The organism is Taklimakanibacter deserti (assembly GCA_003574785.1).
The window spans coordinates 1-12,812 of sequence record QORU01000011.1 but is presented as its reverse complement, the minus strand read 5'-3'; the positions used below and the strand labels follow the sequence as shown (position 1 = coordinate 12,812).

General features: G+C 62.7%; 17 protein-coding genes. 11 read left to right on the top strand and 6 right to left on the bottom strand.

From position 1 onward, the window contains the following. The first annotated feature begins 193 nt into the window (after positions 1-193). Both DS839_RS22430 and DS839_RS22425 read left to right on the top strand, forming a co-directional pair. Positions 194-1,285, top strand: a complete 1,092-nt coding sequence (locus DS839_RS22430) for a flagellar motor protein MotA (RefSeq protein ID WP_119272726.1) — start codon at positions 194-196, stop codon at positions 1,283-1,285. A gap of 3 nt (positions 1,286-1,288) precedes the next feature. Then, a complete protein-coding gene (locus DS839_RS22425; RefSeq protein WP_119272725.1) occupies positions 1,289-2,317 on the top strand; it encodes a peptidoglycan -binding protein in 1,029 nt (342 codons plus the stop codon). Here the strand turns inward: DS839_RS22425 and DS839_RS22420 are convergent. Further along, positions 2,314-2,628: an antibiotic biosynthesis monooxygenase gene (locus DS839_RS22420; RefSeq protein WP_119272724.1), complete on the bottom strand. Its 315-nt coding sequence runs from the start codon at positions 2,626-2,628 to the stop codon at positions 2,314-2,316. The two genes, DS839_RS22425 and DS839_RS22420, sit on opposite strands and share 4 nt — an antisense overlap. 84 nt (positions 2,629-2,712) lie before the next feature. Here DS839_RS22420 and DS839_RS22415 point away from each other — a divergent pair, with 84 nt between their 5' ends. Continuing rightward, a complete protein-coding gene (locus DS839_RS22415; RefSeq protein ID WP_119272723.1) occupies positions 2,713-3,255 on the top strand; it encodes a P-loop NTPase family protein in 543 nt (180 codons plus the stop codon). On the opposite strand, the gene DS839_RS22410 is transcribed toward DS839_RS22415, so the two are convergent. Continuing rightward, positions 3,210-5,000 (bottom strand): ABC transporter transmembrane domain-containing protein, encoded by a 1,791-nt coding sequence (locus DS839_RS22410; protein ID WP_119272722.1) that lies wholly within the window; start codon positions 4,998-5,000, stop codon positions 3,210-3,212. The two genes, DS839_RS22415 and DS839_RS22410, sit on opposite strands and share 46 nt — an antisense overlap. Positions 5,001-5,226: 226 nt before the next feature. On the opposite strand from DS839_RS22410, the gene rpmE reads away from it, so the two are divergent. From rpmE to DS839_RS22395, 3 genes are all read left to right on the top strand, one after another. Continuing rightward, complete coding sequence (gene rpmE / locus DS839_RS22405) at positions 5,227-5,448, top strand: 50S ribosomal protein L31 (RefSeq protein ID WP_119272721.1); 222 nt, start codon at positions 5,227-5,229, stop codon at positions 5,446-5,448. A gap of 122 nt (positions 5,449-5,570) precedes the next feature. Next, a complete protein-coding gene (locus DS839_RS22400; protein ID WP_119272720.1) occupies positions 5,571-5,840 on the top strand; it encodes an Rdx family protein in 270 nt (89 codons plus the stop codon). 90 nt (positions 5,841-5,930) lie between these two features. Then, positions 5,931-6,605, top strand: coding sequence for a DUF1326 domain-containing protein (locus DS839_RS22395; protein ID WP_119272719.1), 675 nt, complete (start codon positions 5,931-5,933; stop codon positions 6,603-6,605). Here the strand turns inward: DS839_RS22395 and DS839_RS22390 are convergent. After that, positions 6,602-7,099, bottom strand: coding sequence for a DUF2165 family protein (locus tag DS839_RS22390; RefSeq protein ID WP_119272718.1), 498 nt, complete (start codon positions 7,097-7,099; stop codon positions 6,602-6,604). The two genes, DS839_RS22395 and DS839_RS22390, sit on opposite strands and share 4 nt — an antisense overlap. A 61-nt stretch (positions 7,100-7,160) precedes the next feature. Here DS839_RS22390 and DS839_RS22385 point away from each other — a divergent pair, with 61 nt between their 5' ends. Then, positions 7,161-7,403, top strand: coding sequence for a hypothetical protein (locus DS839_RS22385; RefSeq protein ID WP_119272717.1), 243 nt, complete (start codon positions 7,161-7,163; stop codon positions 7,401-7,403). Here the strand turns inward: DS839_RS22385 and rcdA are convergent. From rcdA to betI, 3 genes are all read right to left on the bottom strand, one after another. After that, positions 7,400-7,939 carry a protease adaptor protein RcdA gene (rcdA, locus tag DS839_RS22380; protein ID WP_119272962.1) on the bottom strand — a complete coding sequence of 180 codons (540 nt, stop codon included), beginning with the start codon at positions 7,937-7,939 and terminating at the stop codon, positions 7,400-7,402. The two genes, DS839_RS22385 and rcdA, sit on opposite strands and share 4 nt — an antisense overlap. 315 nt (positions 7,940-8,254) lie before the next feature. Continuing rightward, positions 8,255-8,443 (bottom strand): DUF1192 domain-containing protein, encoded by a 189-nt coding sequence (locus DS839_RS22375; RefSeq protein WP_119272716.1) that lies wholly within the window; start codon positions 8,441-8,443, stop codon positions 8,255-8,257. A 66-nt stretch (positions 8,444-8,509) separates the two neighbouring features. Continuing rightward, the gene (gene betI / locus DS839_RS22370; RefSeq protein ID WP_119272715.1) at positions 8,510-9,121 is read right to left on the bottom strand and encodes a transcriptional regulator BetI; all 612 of its coding nucleotides are present in this window, start codon (positions 9,119-9,121) and stop codon (positions 8,510-8,512) included. Between the two features lie 118 nt (positions 9,122-9,239). Here betI and choX point away from each other — a divergent pair, with 118 nt between their 5' ends. The 4 genes from choX to DS839_RS22350 all read left to right on the top strand — a co-directional run bounded on the left by choX (position 9,240) and on the right by DS839_RS22350 (position 12,639). Further along, entirely contained in the window at positions 9,240-10,172 is a 933-nt protein-coding gene (gene choX, locus DS839_RS22365; RefSeq protein WP_119272714.1) for a choline ABC transporter substrate-binding protein, read from the top strand. A 63-nt stretch (positions 10,173-10,235) separates the two neighbouring features. Further along, complete coding sequence (locus DS839_RS22360; RefSeq protein ID WP_119272713.1) at positions 10,236-11,234, top strand: NAD(P)H-quinone oxidoreductase; 999 nt, start codon at positions 10,236-10,238, stop codon at positions 11,232-11,234. A gap of 86 nt (positions 11,235-11,320) precedes the next feature. Then, positions 11,321-12,040, top strand: coding sequence for a DUF1013 domain-containing protein (locus DS839_RS22355; protein WP_119272712.1), 720 nt, complete (start codon positions 11,321-11,323; stop codon positions 12,038-12,040). Next, a complete protein-coding gene (locus DS839_RS22350) occupies positions 12,040-12,639 on the top strand; it encodes a short chain dehydrogenase (RefSeq protein WP_119272711.1) in 600 nt (199 codons plus the stop codon). The genes DS839_RS22355 and DS839_RS22350 overlap by 1 nt, the downstream gene beginning before the upstream one ends. Positions 12,640-12,812 lie beyond the last annotated feature (173 nt).

Below are 12,812 nucleotides of genomic sequence, written 5' to 3'. Positions count from 1 at the left end.
TGGCAGGGGCTCCCCGATTTCGAAAGAGGCAGTTGAGTCATAGGCATCGCCGCCTGTATCATGGGTAAAATCTGCCATTTTGGCAGGGCGGCGATCAGGTTATCGGCAGGCTTCACCGTCTCGCTGTTAACCCGCCACGCAATCGTCTAGATTTGACGCCATTTACCGCCGCTTGAGGGTTCTGAAGGCGACCATGGCCGACGCAAAAGAGCATACTGTCCTCGAACTGCCGAAAGTCTATCTCGTCCGCATGCTCGTGTTCATGCTGGTCGTGAGCATCCTTGCGGTTGTCCTGTTTCCCCATATGCAACGGGCCTTTATGGCCAATCCGGGCCTCAACGGGGTGATCATCGGGGCGCTGTTCCTGGGGGTGATCTACTCCTTCCGCATGGTCTGGCGGCTGTGGCCCGAGATCAATTGGGTCAATGGCTTCCGAATCGTCAATCCGGGCCTCGAGCTCACCCATACGCCCAAGCTGCTGGGGCCGATGGCCACCCTGTTCCGCGACCGGCCCAACCGGACGGTTCTATCGCCGCTCTCGATGCGCTCGCTGCTCGATTCGATCGCTTCCCGCCTCGATGAGGCCCGCGACATCTCGCGCTACCTGGTCGGCCTCCTGATCTTCTTGGGTCTCCTCGGCACCTTCTGGGGCCTGCTCGAGACCGTTACCTCGGTCGGCGATGCCATCCGTGCCCTGGATGTCTCCTCGGCCCAGTCGGCGACCGTCTTCGACCAGCTCAAGACCGGTCTCGAAGCGCCGCTCTCCGGCATGGGCCTCGCTTTCTCGTCCTCGCTCTTCGGCCTTGCCGGCTCGCTCATCCTGGGTTTCCTCGAGCTGCAGGCAAGCCAGGCGCAGAACCGCTTCTACAACGATCTCGAGGACTGGCTGTCGACGATCACCGATCTCCAGGCGGGCGACAGCGGCTCGTTCGCCGTGCCCGGCCATCTCAGGGTCGATATCGCCGGCCTGCAGAAGGGCATCGAGCGTATCAACCAGACGCTCGACGACGCGCTGACGGCCGACGTGCCGGGGCCCGCACCGGCGTCCGCGACCGGCTTGCCCAGTATCTCGGCGCAGGACGGTGAATCGATGGAGAAGCTCGCCGATGCGGTGGCGAGCCTCGTCCAGCAGATGCGCGAGGAGCAGAAGATCGTCCGGCAATGGGCGCAAGCCCAGCAGGTGCAGCAGAACGAGATGCAGAAGCTCATCCTGCGCACCACCAAGCAAGTGCCGGGCTCGACCACCCGGTTCAGCCAGGCCGCCGCCGTCGAAGACGAGGAATAAATCATGGCGCAAGCCCTTGCCCGCCGCCGGCGGCATTATGAGGCGCCCTACTGGCCGGGCTTCGTCGATGCGATGGCGCAGCTTCTGCTCGTCATCACCTTCCTGCTCTCGGTGTTCATCGTCGCGCAATTCCTCCTGGCGCGCGAGATCTCAGGCCAGGACAGCGCGCTCGGGCAATTGCGCTCGCAGATCGCCGAGCTCACCGAATTGCTGGCGCTCGAGAAATCGGCCAAGTCCGAGCTCGAGCTCAATCTCTCGACATTGGGCGATGATCTCAATGAAGAGAAGGCGAAGTCGGCCAATCTGGCGCTCCAGCTCGAGGGCGAGAACGCCAAGGGCGAAAGCGCCGGCACGACGATCACGGGCCTGCGCACCCAGCTCGATGAGGAAAAGCAGATTTCCTCCGAAGCGCTGGCCAAGGTCGAGCTTCTCAATCAGCAGCTCGCCGCCTTGCGCCGGCAGATCGCCACCCTCAACGGGCTCCTGGCCGATGCGGAGTCGCGCTCCAAGACCGACCAGGCGCAGATCATCGATCTCGGCAAGAGGCTCAATTCGGCGCTGGCGCAAAGGGTGCAGGAGCTGACCCGCTATCGCTCGGAATTCTTCGGCCGCTTGCGCAAGATCCTGAGCCAGCGCTCCGACATATTGGTGGTGGGCGACCGCTTCGTCTTCCAGTCGGAAGTGCTGTTCCCGACAGGTTCGGCCGATCTCCAGCCGGCCGGTCTATTGGAAATGGACAAGCTCGCTTCCGCGGTCAAGGAACTCGAAGCGGAAATTCCTTCCGATATCGCCTGGGTGCTTCGTGTCGACGGCCATACCGATAACGTGCCGATCCGGGACGCCTTCAAGTCGAACTGGGAATTGTCGTCGGCGCGCGCGATCGCCGTCGTCAACTACCTGATCAGCCAGGGCGTCAACCCCAAGCACCTGGTGGCGGCGGGCTTCGGCGAATTCCAGCCGCTCGATCCCGGCGACAGCGAAGAGGCCAAGACACGCAACCGCCGCATCGAGCTCAAGCTGACCGAGCGCTAAACCTCGATCGTATTGACGACAATTTCGTAGTTGCGCGCGAACTCATCGAAATCCGAGAGCGCCGCGCGGCCTTGGGGCTCGATATGAGCAACTTCCGGATCGGGGCCTGAGAAGGCCTTGATGGTTGCAAGCGAGTCCCACAGCGTGACGGCAAGAAATTCGACACCGCCTTCGACTTCGCGGCGCAGCAAATAAGCGCCTCTGTGCCCGGCGATGCTTTTGAGATTGGGCACCACCTCGGTGGTGAAATGACGATGATAGTCATTGGCCTTGGCGGCTGTGGCGCGGCCGCGCCATGTACGTGCGATCATTTCCTTCTCCTCGTCTGCACGGCAGCCGGTTCGACTTGGCGGCCGCCGCATGTCAACATATCGGCATGAGAAACGGATTTTGCCATGATGAGGATCGCGGTCATCGGCAATAGCGGTGGCGGCAAGTCGACGCTCGCGCGCGGTCTTGCGCGGGAGCTTGGGCTGCCCTATCGCGAGGTCGATGCCCTGCTGTGGGAGCCGGGCTGGATCCTCACGCCTGCGGATATCTACGGGGCCGAGCATGACCGGCTTCTCGCCGAGGAGAGCTGGATCATCGACGGGCTGGGGCGGCTGGAATCCATACCGGCGCGTCTCGCCAGGGCCACGCGCATCATCCTCATCGACATGCCCCTATGGCGGCATTTCTCGCTCGCCGCCCGGCGGCAGCTCGACTGGGCCTCGGGCCGGCTCGCCCATCCGCCGGCGGGTATCGCCCAAATGCCCGACATGGACGCTTTGTTCGAGACGATCTGGACCGTCGATCAGGAGTGGATGCCCGAGATCCGCACCATGGTCGCGGCCGAGGAGGCGCAGGGCAAAGCCGTGACGCGGCTCGGCTCACCCCAGGAGCTTGACGGGTTTCAGGCGGACTGCGCGCTGAACTGGAGCTCGGCCAGGCGCGAATAGAGCGGGTTGGACTTGGTGAGCTCGCCATGCTCGCCCTGCGCCACCAGCTTTCCCTCATCGAGAACCAGGATGCGCCCGGCGCTACGCACCGTCGCCAGGCGATGCGCGATGACGAGCGTGGTGCGGTTCTGGGTGAGCTCCTTGAGCGCTTCCTGGACCAAAGCCTCGCTTTCGGCATCGAGCGCGCTCGTCGCTTCATCGAGCAGCAGGATGGGCGCGTTGCGCAGGATGGCGCGGGCAATCGCGATGCGCTGGCGCTGGCCGCCCGAAAGCGTGATGCCGCGCTCGCCGACCTCGGTGTCATAGCCCTTGGGCAGGCTTTCAGCGAATTCCTCGACATGGGCGGCACGCGCCGCCTCCCCGATCTCGGCGAGCGAGGCCTCGGGCCTGCCGAAACGGATATTGTCGAGAACCGTGCCTGAGAAGATCACCGTCTCCTGCGGCACGACAGCGATGCGCGCCCGCACGTCCTTGGGATCGGCCGCTTTCACATCGACACCGTCGATCAGGATCCGGCCCGTTTGCGGATCGTAGAAGCGCTGCAGAAGCGCGAAGATGGTGGATTTGCCGGCGCCCGATGGACCGACAAGCGCCACCGTCTCGCCCTGCGCCACGGTGAAGCTGACGCCCTCCAGAGCCGGACCGTCGGGTCGTGTGGGATAATGGAAGCTGACGCGATCGAAAGCGATCTCGCCTCTGGGTGGTGAGGGCAGGCGGACGGGCGACGGCGGTGCGGCAATGGCCGGCTTCTCATCGAGCAGCTCGGCGATGCGTTCGGCCGCACCCGCGGCGAGCTGGATCTCGCCCCAGACCTGCGACAGCTCGCCGAGCGCGCTCGCGGCAAGCACGGCATAGAGCACGAACTGGCTGAGCGATCCCGCCGTCATGGCGCCCGAGATCACCTCGCGCGCGCCATACCACAACACCATCGTCACCGAGCCCAGAGAGAGAAAGATGATGGCGCCGGTGAGGAAGGCGCGGGCCCCCGTCCGCTTCGCCGCGGCGGCGAAGGCGGTCGAGGTCGCGTCGCGGAACGCCTTGATCGCGGTCGCCTCCTGGAGGAAGGACTGGACCGCCGTGACGGCGAGCAGGCGTTCCTGGGCGTAGGCGGCCGAATGGGCGAGCGTGTCCTGGGCGCTGCGCGACAGCGAGCGCACCCGGCGCCCGAAGAAGATGAGCGGCAGCACGATCAGCGGTATGGCGAGAAGCACGAGGCAGGAGAGCTTGACGCTCGTCACCACCATCATGACGGCAGCCCCCACCAGCATCACCAGATTTCGCAACGCGATCGAGGCCGAGGTCGAGAAGGCGGACTTGATCTGGGTGGTGTCGGCGGTCAGCCTGGAGACGATCTCGCCCGAGCGGTTCGCCTCGAAGAAGGCCGGGCTCAACGCGAGGAGGTGGGTGAAGAGGAGGTCGCGCGTGTCGGCGACAATGCGCTCGCCGAGCCAGGTCACGAGATAGAAACGGGCGGCGGAGGCCAAAGCCAGCACGGCGACGACCAGCAGCATGACCGCAAAATACTGGTTGATGAGGGTGCTGCCATCGGCGGAAAAGCCGTGGTCGATGACGCGGCGGACCGCCAGCGGCACGATGAGCGTGGCCACGGCCGCGACGACCAAGGCCAGGAAGGCCAGAGCGACGGGCAGGCGGTAGCGTCCGAGGAGCGGCAGGAAGCGCTTGAGCGGCTTGAGGCTCTTGCCGGCCGGCCGGGGTGGGGCGGTATCTTCGGATGAACGGGCCATCGCGCTCCAGTTATTTGCGCATCGACTTATCCGAAAGCTGGGATGGCCGGGTTAAACCCGGCCACAAGCTTTTCGGGCCGATGCTGTAGACCAGGCTCCGGGGCCTATGAAGGGGCCAAGCCGCCGCACTTGCAAGCTGGGGCCCCCTCCTGTATAGACGCCGCCCGAAACCCTTAAATTTGCAGTTTTCCGGCGCCGGGACGCGCGCCTCAAGAGAGTTTACGCCATGAAAAAGGATATTCATCCCAAATACCACACGATCAATGTGGTCATGACCGACGGCACCAAATTCCAGACCCGCTCGACCTGGGGCAAGGAAGGCGACACGCTCAATCTCGACATCGACCCCAAGTCGCATCCGGCCTGGACCGGCGGCCAGCAGACGCTTATCGACCGTGGCGGCCGGGTCAGCAAGTTCAAGCAGAAATTCGGCTTCCTCAACAAGTAAGCCAGAAGCCCGAACGAGCATCGAAACCCGGCCGTCGCGCCGGGTTTTTTCATTACAAGACGCAGGCTTTGTCCCGAAAAGTCTGCAACTTTTTCGGGAGCCTGCTTAGTGGAGACACGATCATGCCCCGCATCGCCATCACCTATTGCACCCAGTGCCAGTGGCTGCTGCGCGCCGCCTGGATGGCGCAGGAGCTGCTTTCGACCTTCACCACCGATCTCGCTGAAGTCGCCCTCATACCGGGCACCGGCGGCGTCTTCCAGATCACCTGCGACGATGCGCTGATCTGGGAGAGGAAGCGCGACGGCGGCTTCCCGGATGTCAAGACGCTGAAGCAGCTGGTGCGCGACAAGGTCGCCCCCGAGCGCGACCTGGGCCACACGGATCGCTAGCTGGAATCGCACGACGCCCGGTCTTTGTGCTAGTGTGCTGGATACGAAGCTCGGCACACTAGATCATCAATTCGCTAGGGGTGCGGTGAAATGGCTCATCGATGGCTGTTCAAGAGCGAGACCTACGACAACTGCAGTTGTGCCATGAATTGCGGTTGCCAGTTCAACCTGCCGAGTACCCACGGTTATTGCCAGTCGGCCTTCGTCGGCAACATCGTCGAGGGGCACTTTAACGATACGCCGCTCGCGGGCCTGAACTGGGCGGCGCTGTACAAATGGCCCGGCGAGATCAAGGACGGAAACGGCCGGCGCCAGATCGTCATCGACAAGCGTGCGGATGAAGCGCAACGGACTGCGCTCGAAACGATCGTTTCGGGCGGGGCATGCGAGCCGCTGAGCAATCTCTTCGCCGTATTCGCGTCCACCTGTTCGGAATTTTGCCACACGCTGTTCCTGCCGATCGATCTCGAAGCGGACCTGGAACACAGAACCGCGAGAGTGGAGATACCCGGTGTCATGCGCAGCCGCGGCAGGCCGAAGATCAACGAGTTCACCGGTCAGCCATTCCATATTGCGCTGGCGCGTCCCAGTGGCAGTTTCGAGTTCACCTACGCAGAAATCGGACTCGGCACCACATCGGTCACGGGCGACATGGAAATGGCGTTCCAAGATTCATGGGCGCATTTTTGTGTTCACCACTTCAATCAGGATGGCCTGGTCAGGGAAAGATCAAGGCTCACGGCGTGGCTTGGACACATGCGTTAGCGGACCAGGTCGGTGTCGGGCTGGTTGACATAGATCAGCACGCCCAGGATCGCGACATAGAACTTGAAGGCGGCATCCTGGCCGTTCCAGGTCGAAGACTGCCACATCGCGAACCATTCGCCGCCGACCACCATGAAGCCGAAGAACCAGACGAGGAAGCCCATGGTGGCGCCGATGACGGCGAAACGCTTGGCCTGATTGAAGGCTGCCGCCGTCGCTTGGCGCGCCTGCCAGAGATGAAAGGCGCCGATGAGAAACAGCACGCAGGTCAGCGCCTCGCCTGCGATAATGAACCAATAGGCGGCGTTCCACAAAGTCGCGTTGGTGATGGCGCGATACATCAGCTGGTTGCCGGGAAAGGTCGTGTCCATGCTCAGCACGTGCTGGACAAAGGCGAAGTTCGAGCCGTAATCGGTGATGTTGCCGAAAGTCACCAGAAAGGCGAAAGCCGCCAGGCACAGGCACATGATGATCTTGGAAAGACGGACGGTCATGGCAGAAACTCCCCCAGACGATTCGCCCGATGATGATAACGCTCAAGACGAAACGGGACTAATGCGCAAATGCACGATCCGCCTCACCGACAGCGCCGAGCGCTATGCGGCGCGGCATCAGGTGGAGGAAGAGCTCGCGAAGATCGAACTCGGCCCAGAGAGCCTGACGGGCGATCTCGTCTCGCTCGAGACCAGGGACCGGCCGCATGACTTCATCATCACGAGCCGGCGCTGGGTGGTCTCCAACGAGAGCACACGTCTCGAATTGACGCTCGATCATCCGGTAAGGCGCGGCCGGCCTTAGCGGCGTGCCATTTTGAATACCTGGGCCAGCCGGTCGATCTGGTGGCTGACCGGGCTTGGCTGAGGGCTCACGAACTTGGCCTTGGCGGAGAGCATCTTGTCGAGCTTCTGGATGCGCTCGTGGAGCCGCAAGGAGCGGTCGACGAGGTCCTTGAGGGCGGGCGGGAGCTGTTCAAAGCCGGTCAAGGTGTGGCCGGCGCCGATCTCGGTCAGGTTGATACGGTGCTTCTCCTTGGAGGCGTCGGCGAGCGAGATTTCGCCGGCACTCACCGCGCGCTGCAGCAGGAGCCAGGAGGCGAGCTGCATAAGCCTGGTCGTGAGCCGCATGCTCTCGGTCGCATAGGCGATGGCGCCGGTGCGGTCGAGGAGCCTCGCGTCCTGGCGGCCGGGGCCATCCAGGTAATTCGCCGTTTCCTCGACTAAGCCCATGCCCTCCTTGAATATTCCGGCAAATTGGTCAGACGCGGTGAAGCGTGCAAGGAAATCGACCAGGCTCTCACTGCGGTCATTTCCGGAATTGTCCCCTGTAGCCTTCATGAGAATCGATTCTTTCGTTCTTTTCTCCATCGCACCCTCAGCGAAGCGGGATTAACGGATCATTAATCTTGGTTCATTTTCGGCCACTATCCACAGAAAATGGCGGCGGCAGGCATCGACGAGCAAGTGCCGGGCCAAAAAAAAGCCGCGCTGAAAGCGCGGCTAAAGGTTCTAACAGGGAGGCGTCAAACAGAGTGGACAGGAGCCACTCGGAGAATCCAGATGACTGGATTACATTGATGAAAATACAACCGAATCCCTTACTGATTGGTTAACGATACGGTTGCTTAACGCAAAAAGAGTCTGAACGGCCGGTCAGCTCCGGAAAAAGGCGTCGGCAGCGGCCTTGCTCGACTGCTTGCCGGCAATCGCCTCGCGAATGCGGACGATCTCGGATTCCAAAAGATGAACGCGGTGTTCGAGTTCGGCCACCGACAGCAAGGCGAGATCCTCGCCGATGACGATTTCGGGCTTCTTGATCGGACGGATGTCGTCGAGGTCCATGGGCCTGCTCCCTTGACGATGTGAAAACCGGAGGCAGTTTGGCTCCGGCATGCCGCGCTGGCAAGCCTAGCGGCCGGTACCTTGCTGACGCAGCGCCATTATTTCCTCCTCGCTCAGCAGGGAGACGAGATTGTGCAGGACGAGCGCCACCGCCTCGTCGCGGCCGATCTCGTGGCCGACCGCCTTGCGCAGCCACAGCCCGTCGATCACCGCGGCAAGCGAGAGAGAGGCTTGCCTCAGGCGTCCCTTGTCCAGAAGGCCGCCGAAAGCAGAAGCGAGGTTGGAGACCAGGCGGCTGTAGAACAGGCGCTGCAGGCGCTCGTAATTCTGATTGACGTTGGTCGCAGCACAGACGGAGAGCCAGGCAATGGCGACATTGCGGGTGAAAGAGTGGTCGGGGAAATTGCCCTCCACGATCGCCTCCAGGCGCTCCCATGCGGTCGTGGCCCGGCGCATGCGGGCGATCACGTCCTCCATCAGGAGGCGATTGTTGAAGCGCACCATGGCATAGAGGACCTCCTCCTTGCCCTTGAAGTAATAGGCCAGGATACCGGGCGACATGCCCGCCTCCTGACAGATGCGCGCGGTGGTCAGGCCCTGAAGACCTTCCCGCAGGAAGACGCGATGTGCGGCCTCGATGAGCTCGGCGCGGCGGATTTCGTCGATTCGCTTGCGCATGATCGGTCTACTTTATTCTAAACCAACAATTTGTACGATCATATAATTTTCTATATTGACATAAAGCAAAGGGCGGATAGGCTCATGGAAAACAACCAGAACCAGGAGAGGAAATCCGATGCGTAAGCTTCTTGCCCTCGCTCTCTTTGCCGCGGCCGGCGCCACGACGGCGGCCCATGCCGCCGATGCGCCGCAATGCCAGAAGGTCCGCATCTCGGATCTCGGCTGGACCGATATCATGCTCACCAACAGCACCGCCGAAGTGCTGCTCGATGCGCTGGGCTACGATGCGACGCAGACGCTTCTCGGCCTCGACGTCACCTATGTCAGCCTCAAGAACAACGAGATGGATGTGTTCCAGGGCAATTGGCGCCCGGTGCAGGACGAGCAGTACAAATCCTATTTCGAAGAGGGCGCGGTCGAAGTCCTCGGCACCAATCTCGAGGGCGCCAAATTCACCCTCGCCGTGCCGAAATATGTATCCGATGCGGGCGTGAAAAGCTTTGCCGATCTCGCCCAGCATGGCGACCAGTTCGGCAAGAAGATCTATGCCATCGAGCCCGGCTCGAACCAGCCGCTGCTCGACATGGTGGCCGCCAACCGCCATGGCCTCGGCGGCTGGGAGATCATCGAGTCGAGCGAGGCCGGCATGCTCACCCAGGTCAAGAAATCAGTGCCGGAGAAGCAGTGGATCGTCTTCCTCGGCTGGGAGCCGCATCCGATGAATCTCGATTACGAGCTCACCTATCTCGCGGGCGGCGATGTCGAATATGGACCGAATTTCGGCGGCGCCACGGTGCGCACCATCGCGCGCAAGAACTATTCGGCCGAATGTCCCAATGCGGCAAAACTCTTCGCCAATCTCGTCTACGACCTCGATTACGAAAATCACGGCATGCAGATGGTGATCGGCGAGGGCAAGAGCCCCGAGGATGCGGCGCGCGAGATGATGAAGCGCAACCCCGAGAAGCTCGCCAAGTGGCTCGACGGCGTTTCGACCTTCGACGGGAAAGAGGCACTGCCGGTCGTCAAATCGGCACTCGGATTGTAAACTCGACAAGCCGGCATAAACGCTTCACTCTCCTCGGATCCCCGCAACCTCGAGGAGCCCTGGATGACCGCGCTGCCCCGTGAGATGACCGCCATCGCCATCACGAAACCCGGCGGGCCGGACGTCCTCAAGCCGCAGCGGATCGCCGTGCCGGTGCCCAAGGACCATGAGATACTGATCAAGGTCGAGGCGGCGGGCGTCAACCGGCCGGACGTGCTGCAGCGGCAAGGCGGCTATCCGCCGCCGCCAGGTGCTCCTTCGACGCCCGGCCTCGAAGTGGCCGGCAAGGTCGTCGCCGGAGGCGCATCGGCCAGACGCTACAAGGAAGGCGATGCGGTCTTGGCCCTCGTGCCGGGCGGCGGCTATGCCGAATATTGCGCCGCGGCCGAGGACAATGCCCTGCCGATCCCCGAGGGCCTCTCGATGAGCGAGGCGGGCGGCATTCCTGAGACCTTCTTCACCGTCTGGACCAATGTCTTCGAGCGCGCCGGGCTCAAGCCCAACGAGACGTTCCTCGTCCATGGCGGATCGAGCGGCATCGGCACCAGCGCCATCATGATGGCGCATCACCTGGGCGCCCGCGTCTTCGCCACCGCGGGCTCGCCCGAGAAATGCCGGGCCTGCGAAAAGCTCGGCGCCGAGCGCGGCATCGACTATCGAGCTGAGGATTTCGTCCAGATCGTCAAGGATGCGACCCAGGGCAAGGGTGCCGATGTCATCCTCGACATGGTGGGCGGCGACTATGTCGGGCGCAATCTCGCCGTGGCGGCGATGCATGGCCGCATCGTCAACATCGCCTTCCTGAAGGGCTCCAAGGTTGAGGTCGATCTTCTGCCGATCATGCTGAAGCGCCTCATCCTCACCGGATCGACGCTGAGACCCCGCAGCGTGGCCGAGAAGGCCGAAATCGCCCGCGCGCTCGAGGCCAAGGTCTGGCCGCTGTTGGCTGAAGGCAAGATCAGGCCACAGATCTACAAAACCTTCCCGCTCGCCGAGGCCGCCGAGGCGCATCGGCTCATGGAATCGAGCGCCCATGTAGGCAAGATTATGCTTGTGCCCTGAGGGGCGGCGCGCCTATATAACCGGCATTCCATCGATTTTTGATCTTTGAGATCACAGAGCCACTGGTTCTGAAGGAGTTTTAACCTATGTCACGCGCACCCCTGATGCCCAAGGCGACGGCCGTCTGGCTGGTCGAGAACACCGCGCTCACCTTCCGGCAGATCGCCGATTTTGCCGGCCTGCACGAGCTCGAAGTCAAAGGCATCGCCGATGGCGACGTGGCGCAAGGCATCAAGGGCCTCGATCCGGTGACCGGCGGCCAGCTCACCCGCGAAGAGATCGAGAAGGGCGAGAAGAGCCCGGACTACCGGCTCAAGCTGCTCGAGCCCAAGGTCAACATTCCGGTGCAGAAGGCGACCAAGGGACCGCGCTATACGCCGGTCTCGAAGCGCGGCGACCGTCCCGACGCCATCGCCTGGCTCCTGCGCTATCACCCGGAACTCTCCGATAGCCAGATCATGAAGCTCGTCGGCACGACCAAGACGACGATCGCGGCCATTCGCGACCGCACCCACTGGAACACGCCGAACATCAAGCCGGTGGATCCGGTGTCGCTGGGCCTGTGCTCGCAGATCGACCTCGATTTCGCCGTGCAGAAGGCCGCGCGCAAGTTGGGCCGCGGCATCGCCCCCGATGCCGAGCCGGTCCGCACCTTGATCCCGGCCGCCGCCAGCGTGGCGCCGGAGCCCGTCGCACCGCCCAGCGAGGCGGAGGCGCCCGCGAAGAAGCCGGAAGAGGAGGAATATGACGCCGATTCCGTCTTCGCCAAGCTCAAGGGCCTGAAGGCGCCGTCGGAGAACGAATAGTGCGTATACTGATCATCGGCGCCCACGGCACGCTGGGCCAGGCCGCCGTCGCGGCGCTGAAGGACCGGCATGAGATCATCACCGCCGGACGCTCGTTGGGCGATGTGGCGGTGGACCTGCTCGATCGCCGATCGATCACCGACATGTACAAGAAGGCGGGCGCGCTCGATGCCGTCGTCACCTGCACCGGGCATGCCTATTTCGGGCCGCTCGCCGGCATGACCGAAGACCAGTTCATGATCGGGCTCAAGGACAAGCTGATGGGCCAGGTGAATATCGTCCTCATCGGCCAGTCGCTCATCAATGACCGGGGCTCGTTCACCCTGACTAGCGGGGTCCTCGACCGCGATCCGATCCGCAAGGGCGCCAATGCCTCGGCGGTGAACGGCGCGCTCAACGCCTTCGCCATGAGTGCTGCGGTCGAGCTCGAGCGGGGCATCCGCATCAATGTGGTGAGCCCCACCGTGCTCCAGGCCTCGGCCAAGAAATATGAGGGCTTCTTCCCGGGCCACGTGCCCGTGTCCTCCGAGCGGGTCGGCTTCGCTTATGTGAAGAGCGTCGAAGGCGCCATCACCGGCCAGGTGATCGCGCTCGACTAAGGCCTGTTTACAATCATAGTAGCTGGGACGATTCCCAAATCATCGGAAATTTGATTCAAGGCTGAAAACTGGAGGGCAGCCTTGATTCGATTGATGTTGAACGATGCGCAATGGCAGCGCATTGCGCCGGAACTGTCTGGAAAGCCGGGCGATCCCGGTCGCAGTGGACGCGA

Excerpts from the sequence above, each read along its gene's own strand:
- betI (WP_119272715.1), bottom strand. The coding sequence starts at position 9,121 with ATGCGCAAGCGAATCGACGAAATCCGCCGCGCCGAGCTCATCGAGGCC.
- DS839_RS22395 (WP_119272719.1), top strand. The coding sequence starts at position 5,931 with ATGGCTCATCGATGGCTGTTCAAGAGCGAGACCTACGACAACTGCAGT.
- DS839_RS22360 (WP_119272713.1), top strand. The coding sequence starts at position 10,236 with ATGACCGCGCTGCCCCGTGAGATGACCGCCATCGCCATCACGAAACCC.
- DS839_RS22390 (WP_119272718.1), bottom strand. The coding sequence starts at position 7,099 with ATGACCGTCCGTCTTTCCAAGATCATCATGTGCCTGTGCCTGGCGGCT.
- DS839_RS22425 (WP_119272725.1), top strand. The coding sequence starts at position 1,289 with ATGGCGCAAGCCCTTGCCCGCCGCCGGCGGCATTATGAGGCGCCCTAC.
- DS839_RS22355 (WP_119272712.1), top strand. The coding sequence starts at position 11,321 with ATGTCACGCGCACCCCTGATGCCCAAGGCGACGGCCGTCTGGCTGGTC.
- DS839_RS22420 (WP_119272724.1), bottom strand. The coding sequence starts at position 2,628 with ATGATCGCACGTACATGGCGCGGCCGCGCCACAGCCGCCAAGGCCAAT.
- DS839_RS22410 (WP_119272722.1), bottom strand. The coding sequence starts at position 5,000 with ATGGCCCGTTCATCCGAAGATACCGCCCCACCCCGGCCGGCCGGCAAG.
- DS839_RS22375 (WP_119272716.1), bottom strand. The coding sequence starts at position 8,443 with ATGGACCTCGACGACATCCGTCCGATCAAGAAGCCCGAAATCGTCATC.
- DS839_RS22400 (WP_119272720.1), top strand. The coding sequence starts at position 5,571 with ATGCCCCGCATCGCCATCACCTATTGCACCCAGTGCCAGTGGCTGCTG.
- rcdA (WP_119272962.1), bottom strand. The coding sequence starts at position 7,939 with ATGAAGGCTACAGGGGACAATTCCGGAAATGACCGCAGTGAGAGCCTG.
- DS839_RS22415 (WP_119272723.1), top strand. The coding sequence starts at position 2,713 with ATGATGAGGATCGCGGTCATCGGCAATAGCGGTGGCGGCAAGTCGACG.
- DS839_RS22430 (WP_119272726.1), top strand. The coding sequence starts at position 194 with ATGGCCGACGCAAAAGAGCATACTGTCCTCGAACTGCCGAAAGTCTAT.
- rpmE (WP_119272721.1), top strand. The coding sequence starts at position 5,227 with ATGAAAAAGGATATTCATCCCAAATACCACACGATCAATGTGGTCATG.
- DS839_RS22385 (WP_119272717.1), top strand. The coding sequence starts at position 7,161 with ATGCGCAAATGCACGATCCGCCTCACCGACAGCGCCGAGCGCTATGCG.
- choX (WP_119272714.1), top strand. The coding sequence starts at position 9,240 with ATGCGTAAGCTTCTTGCCCTCGCTCTCTTTGCCGCGGCCGGCGCCACG.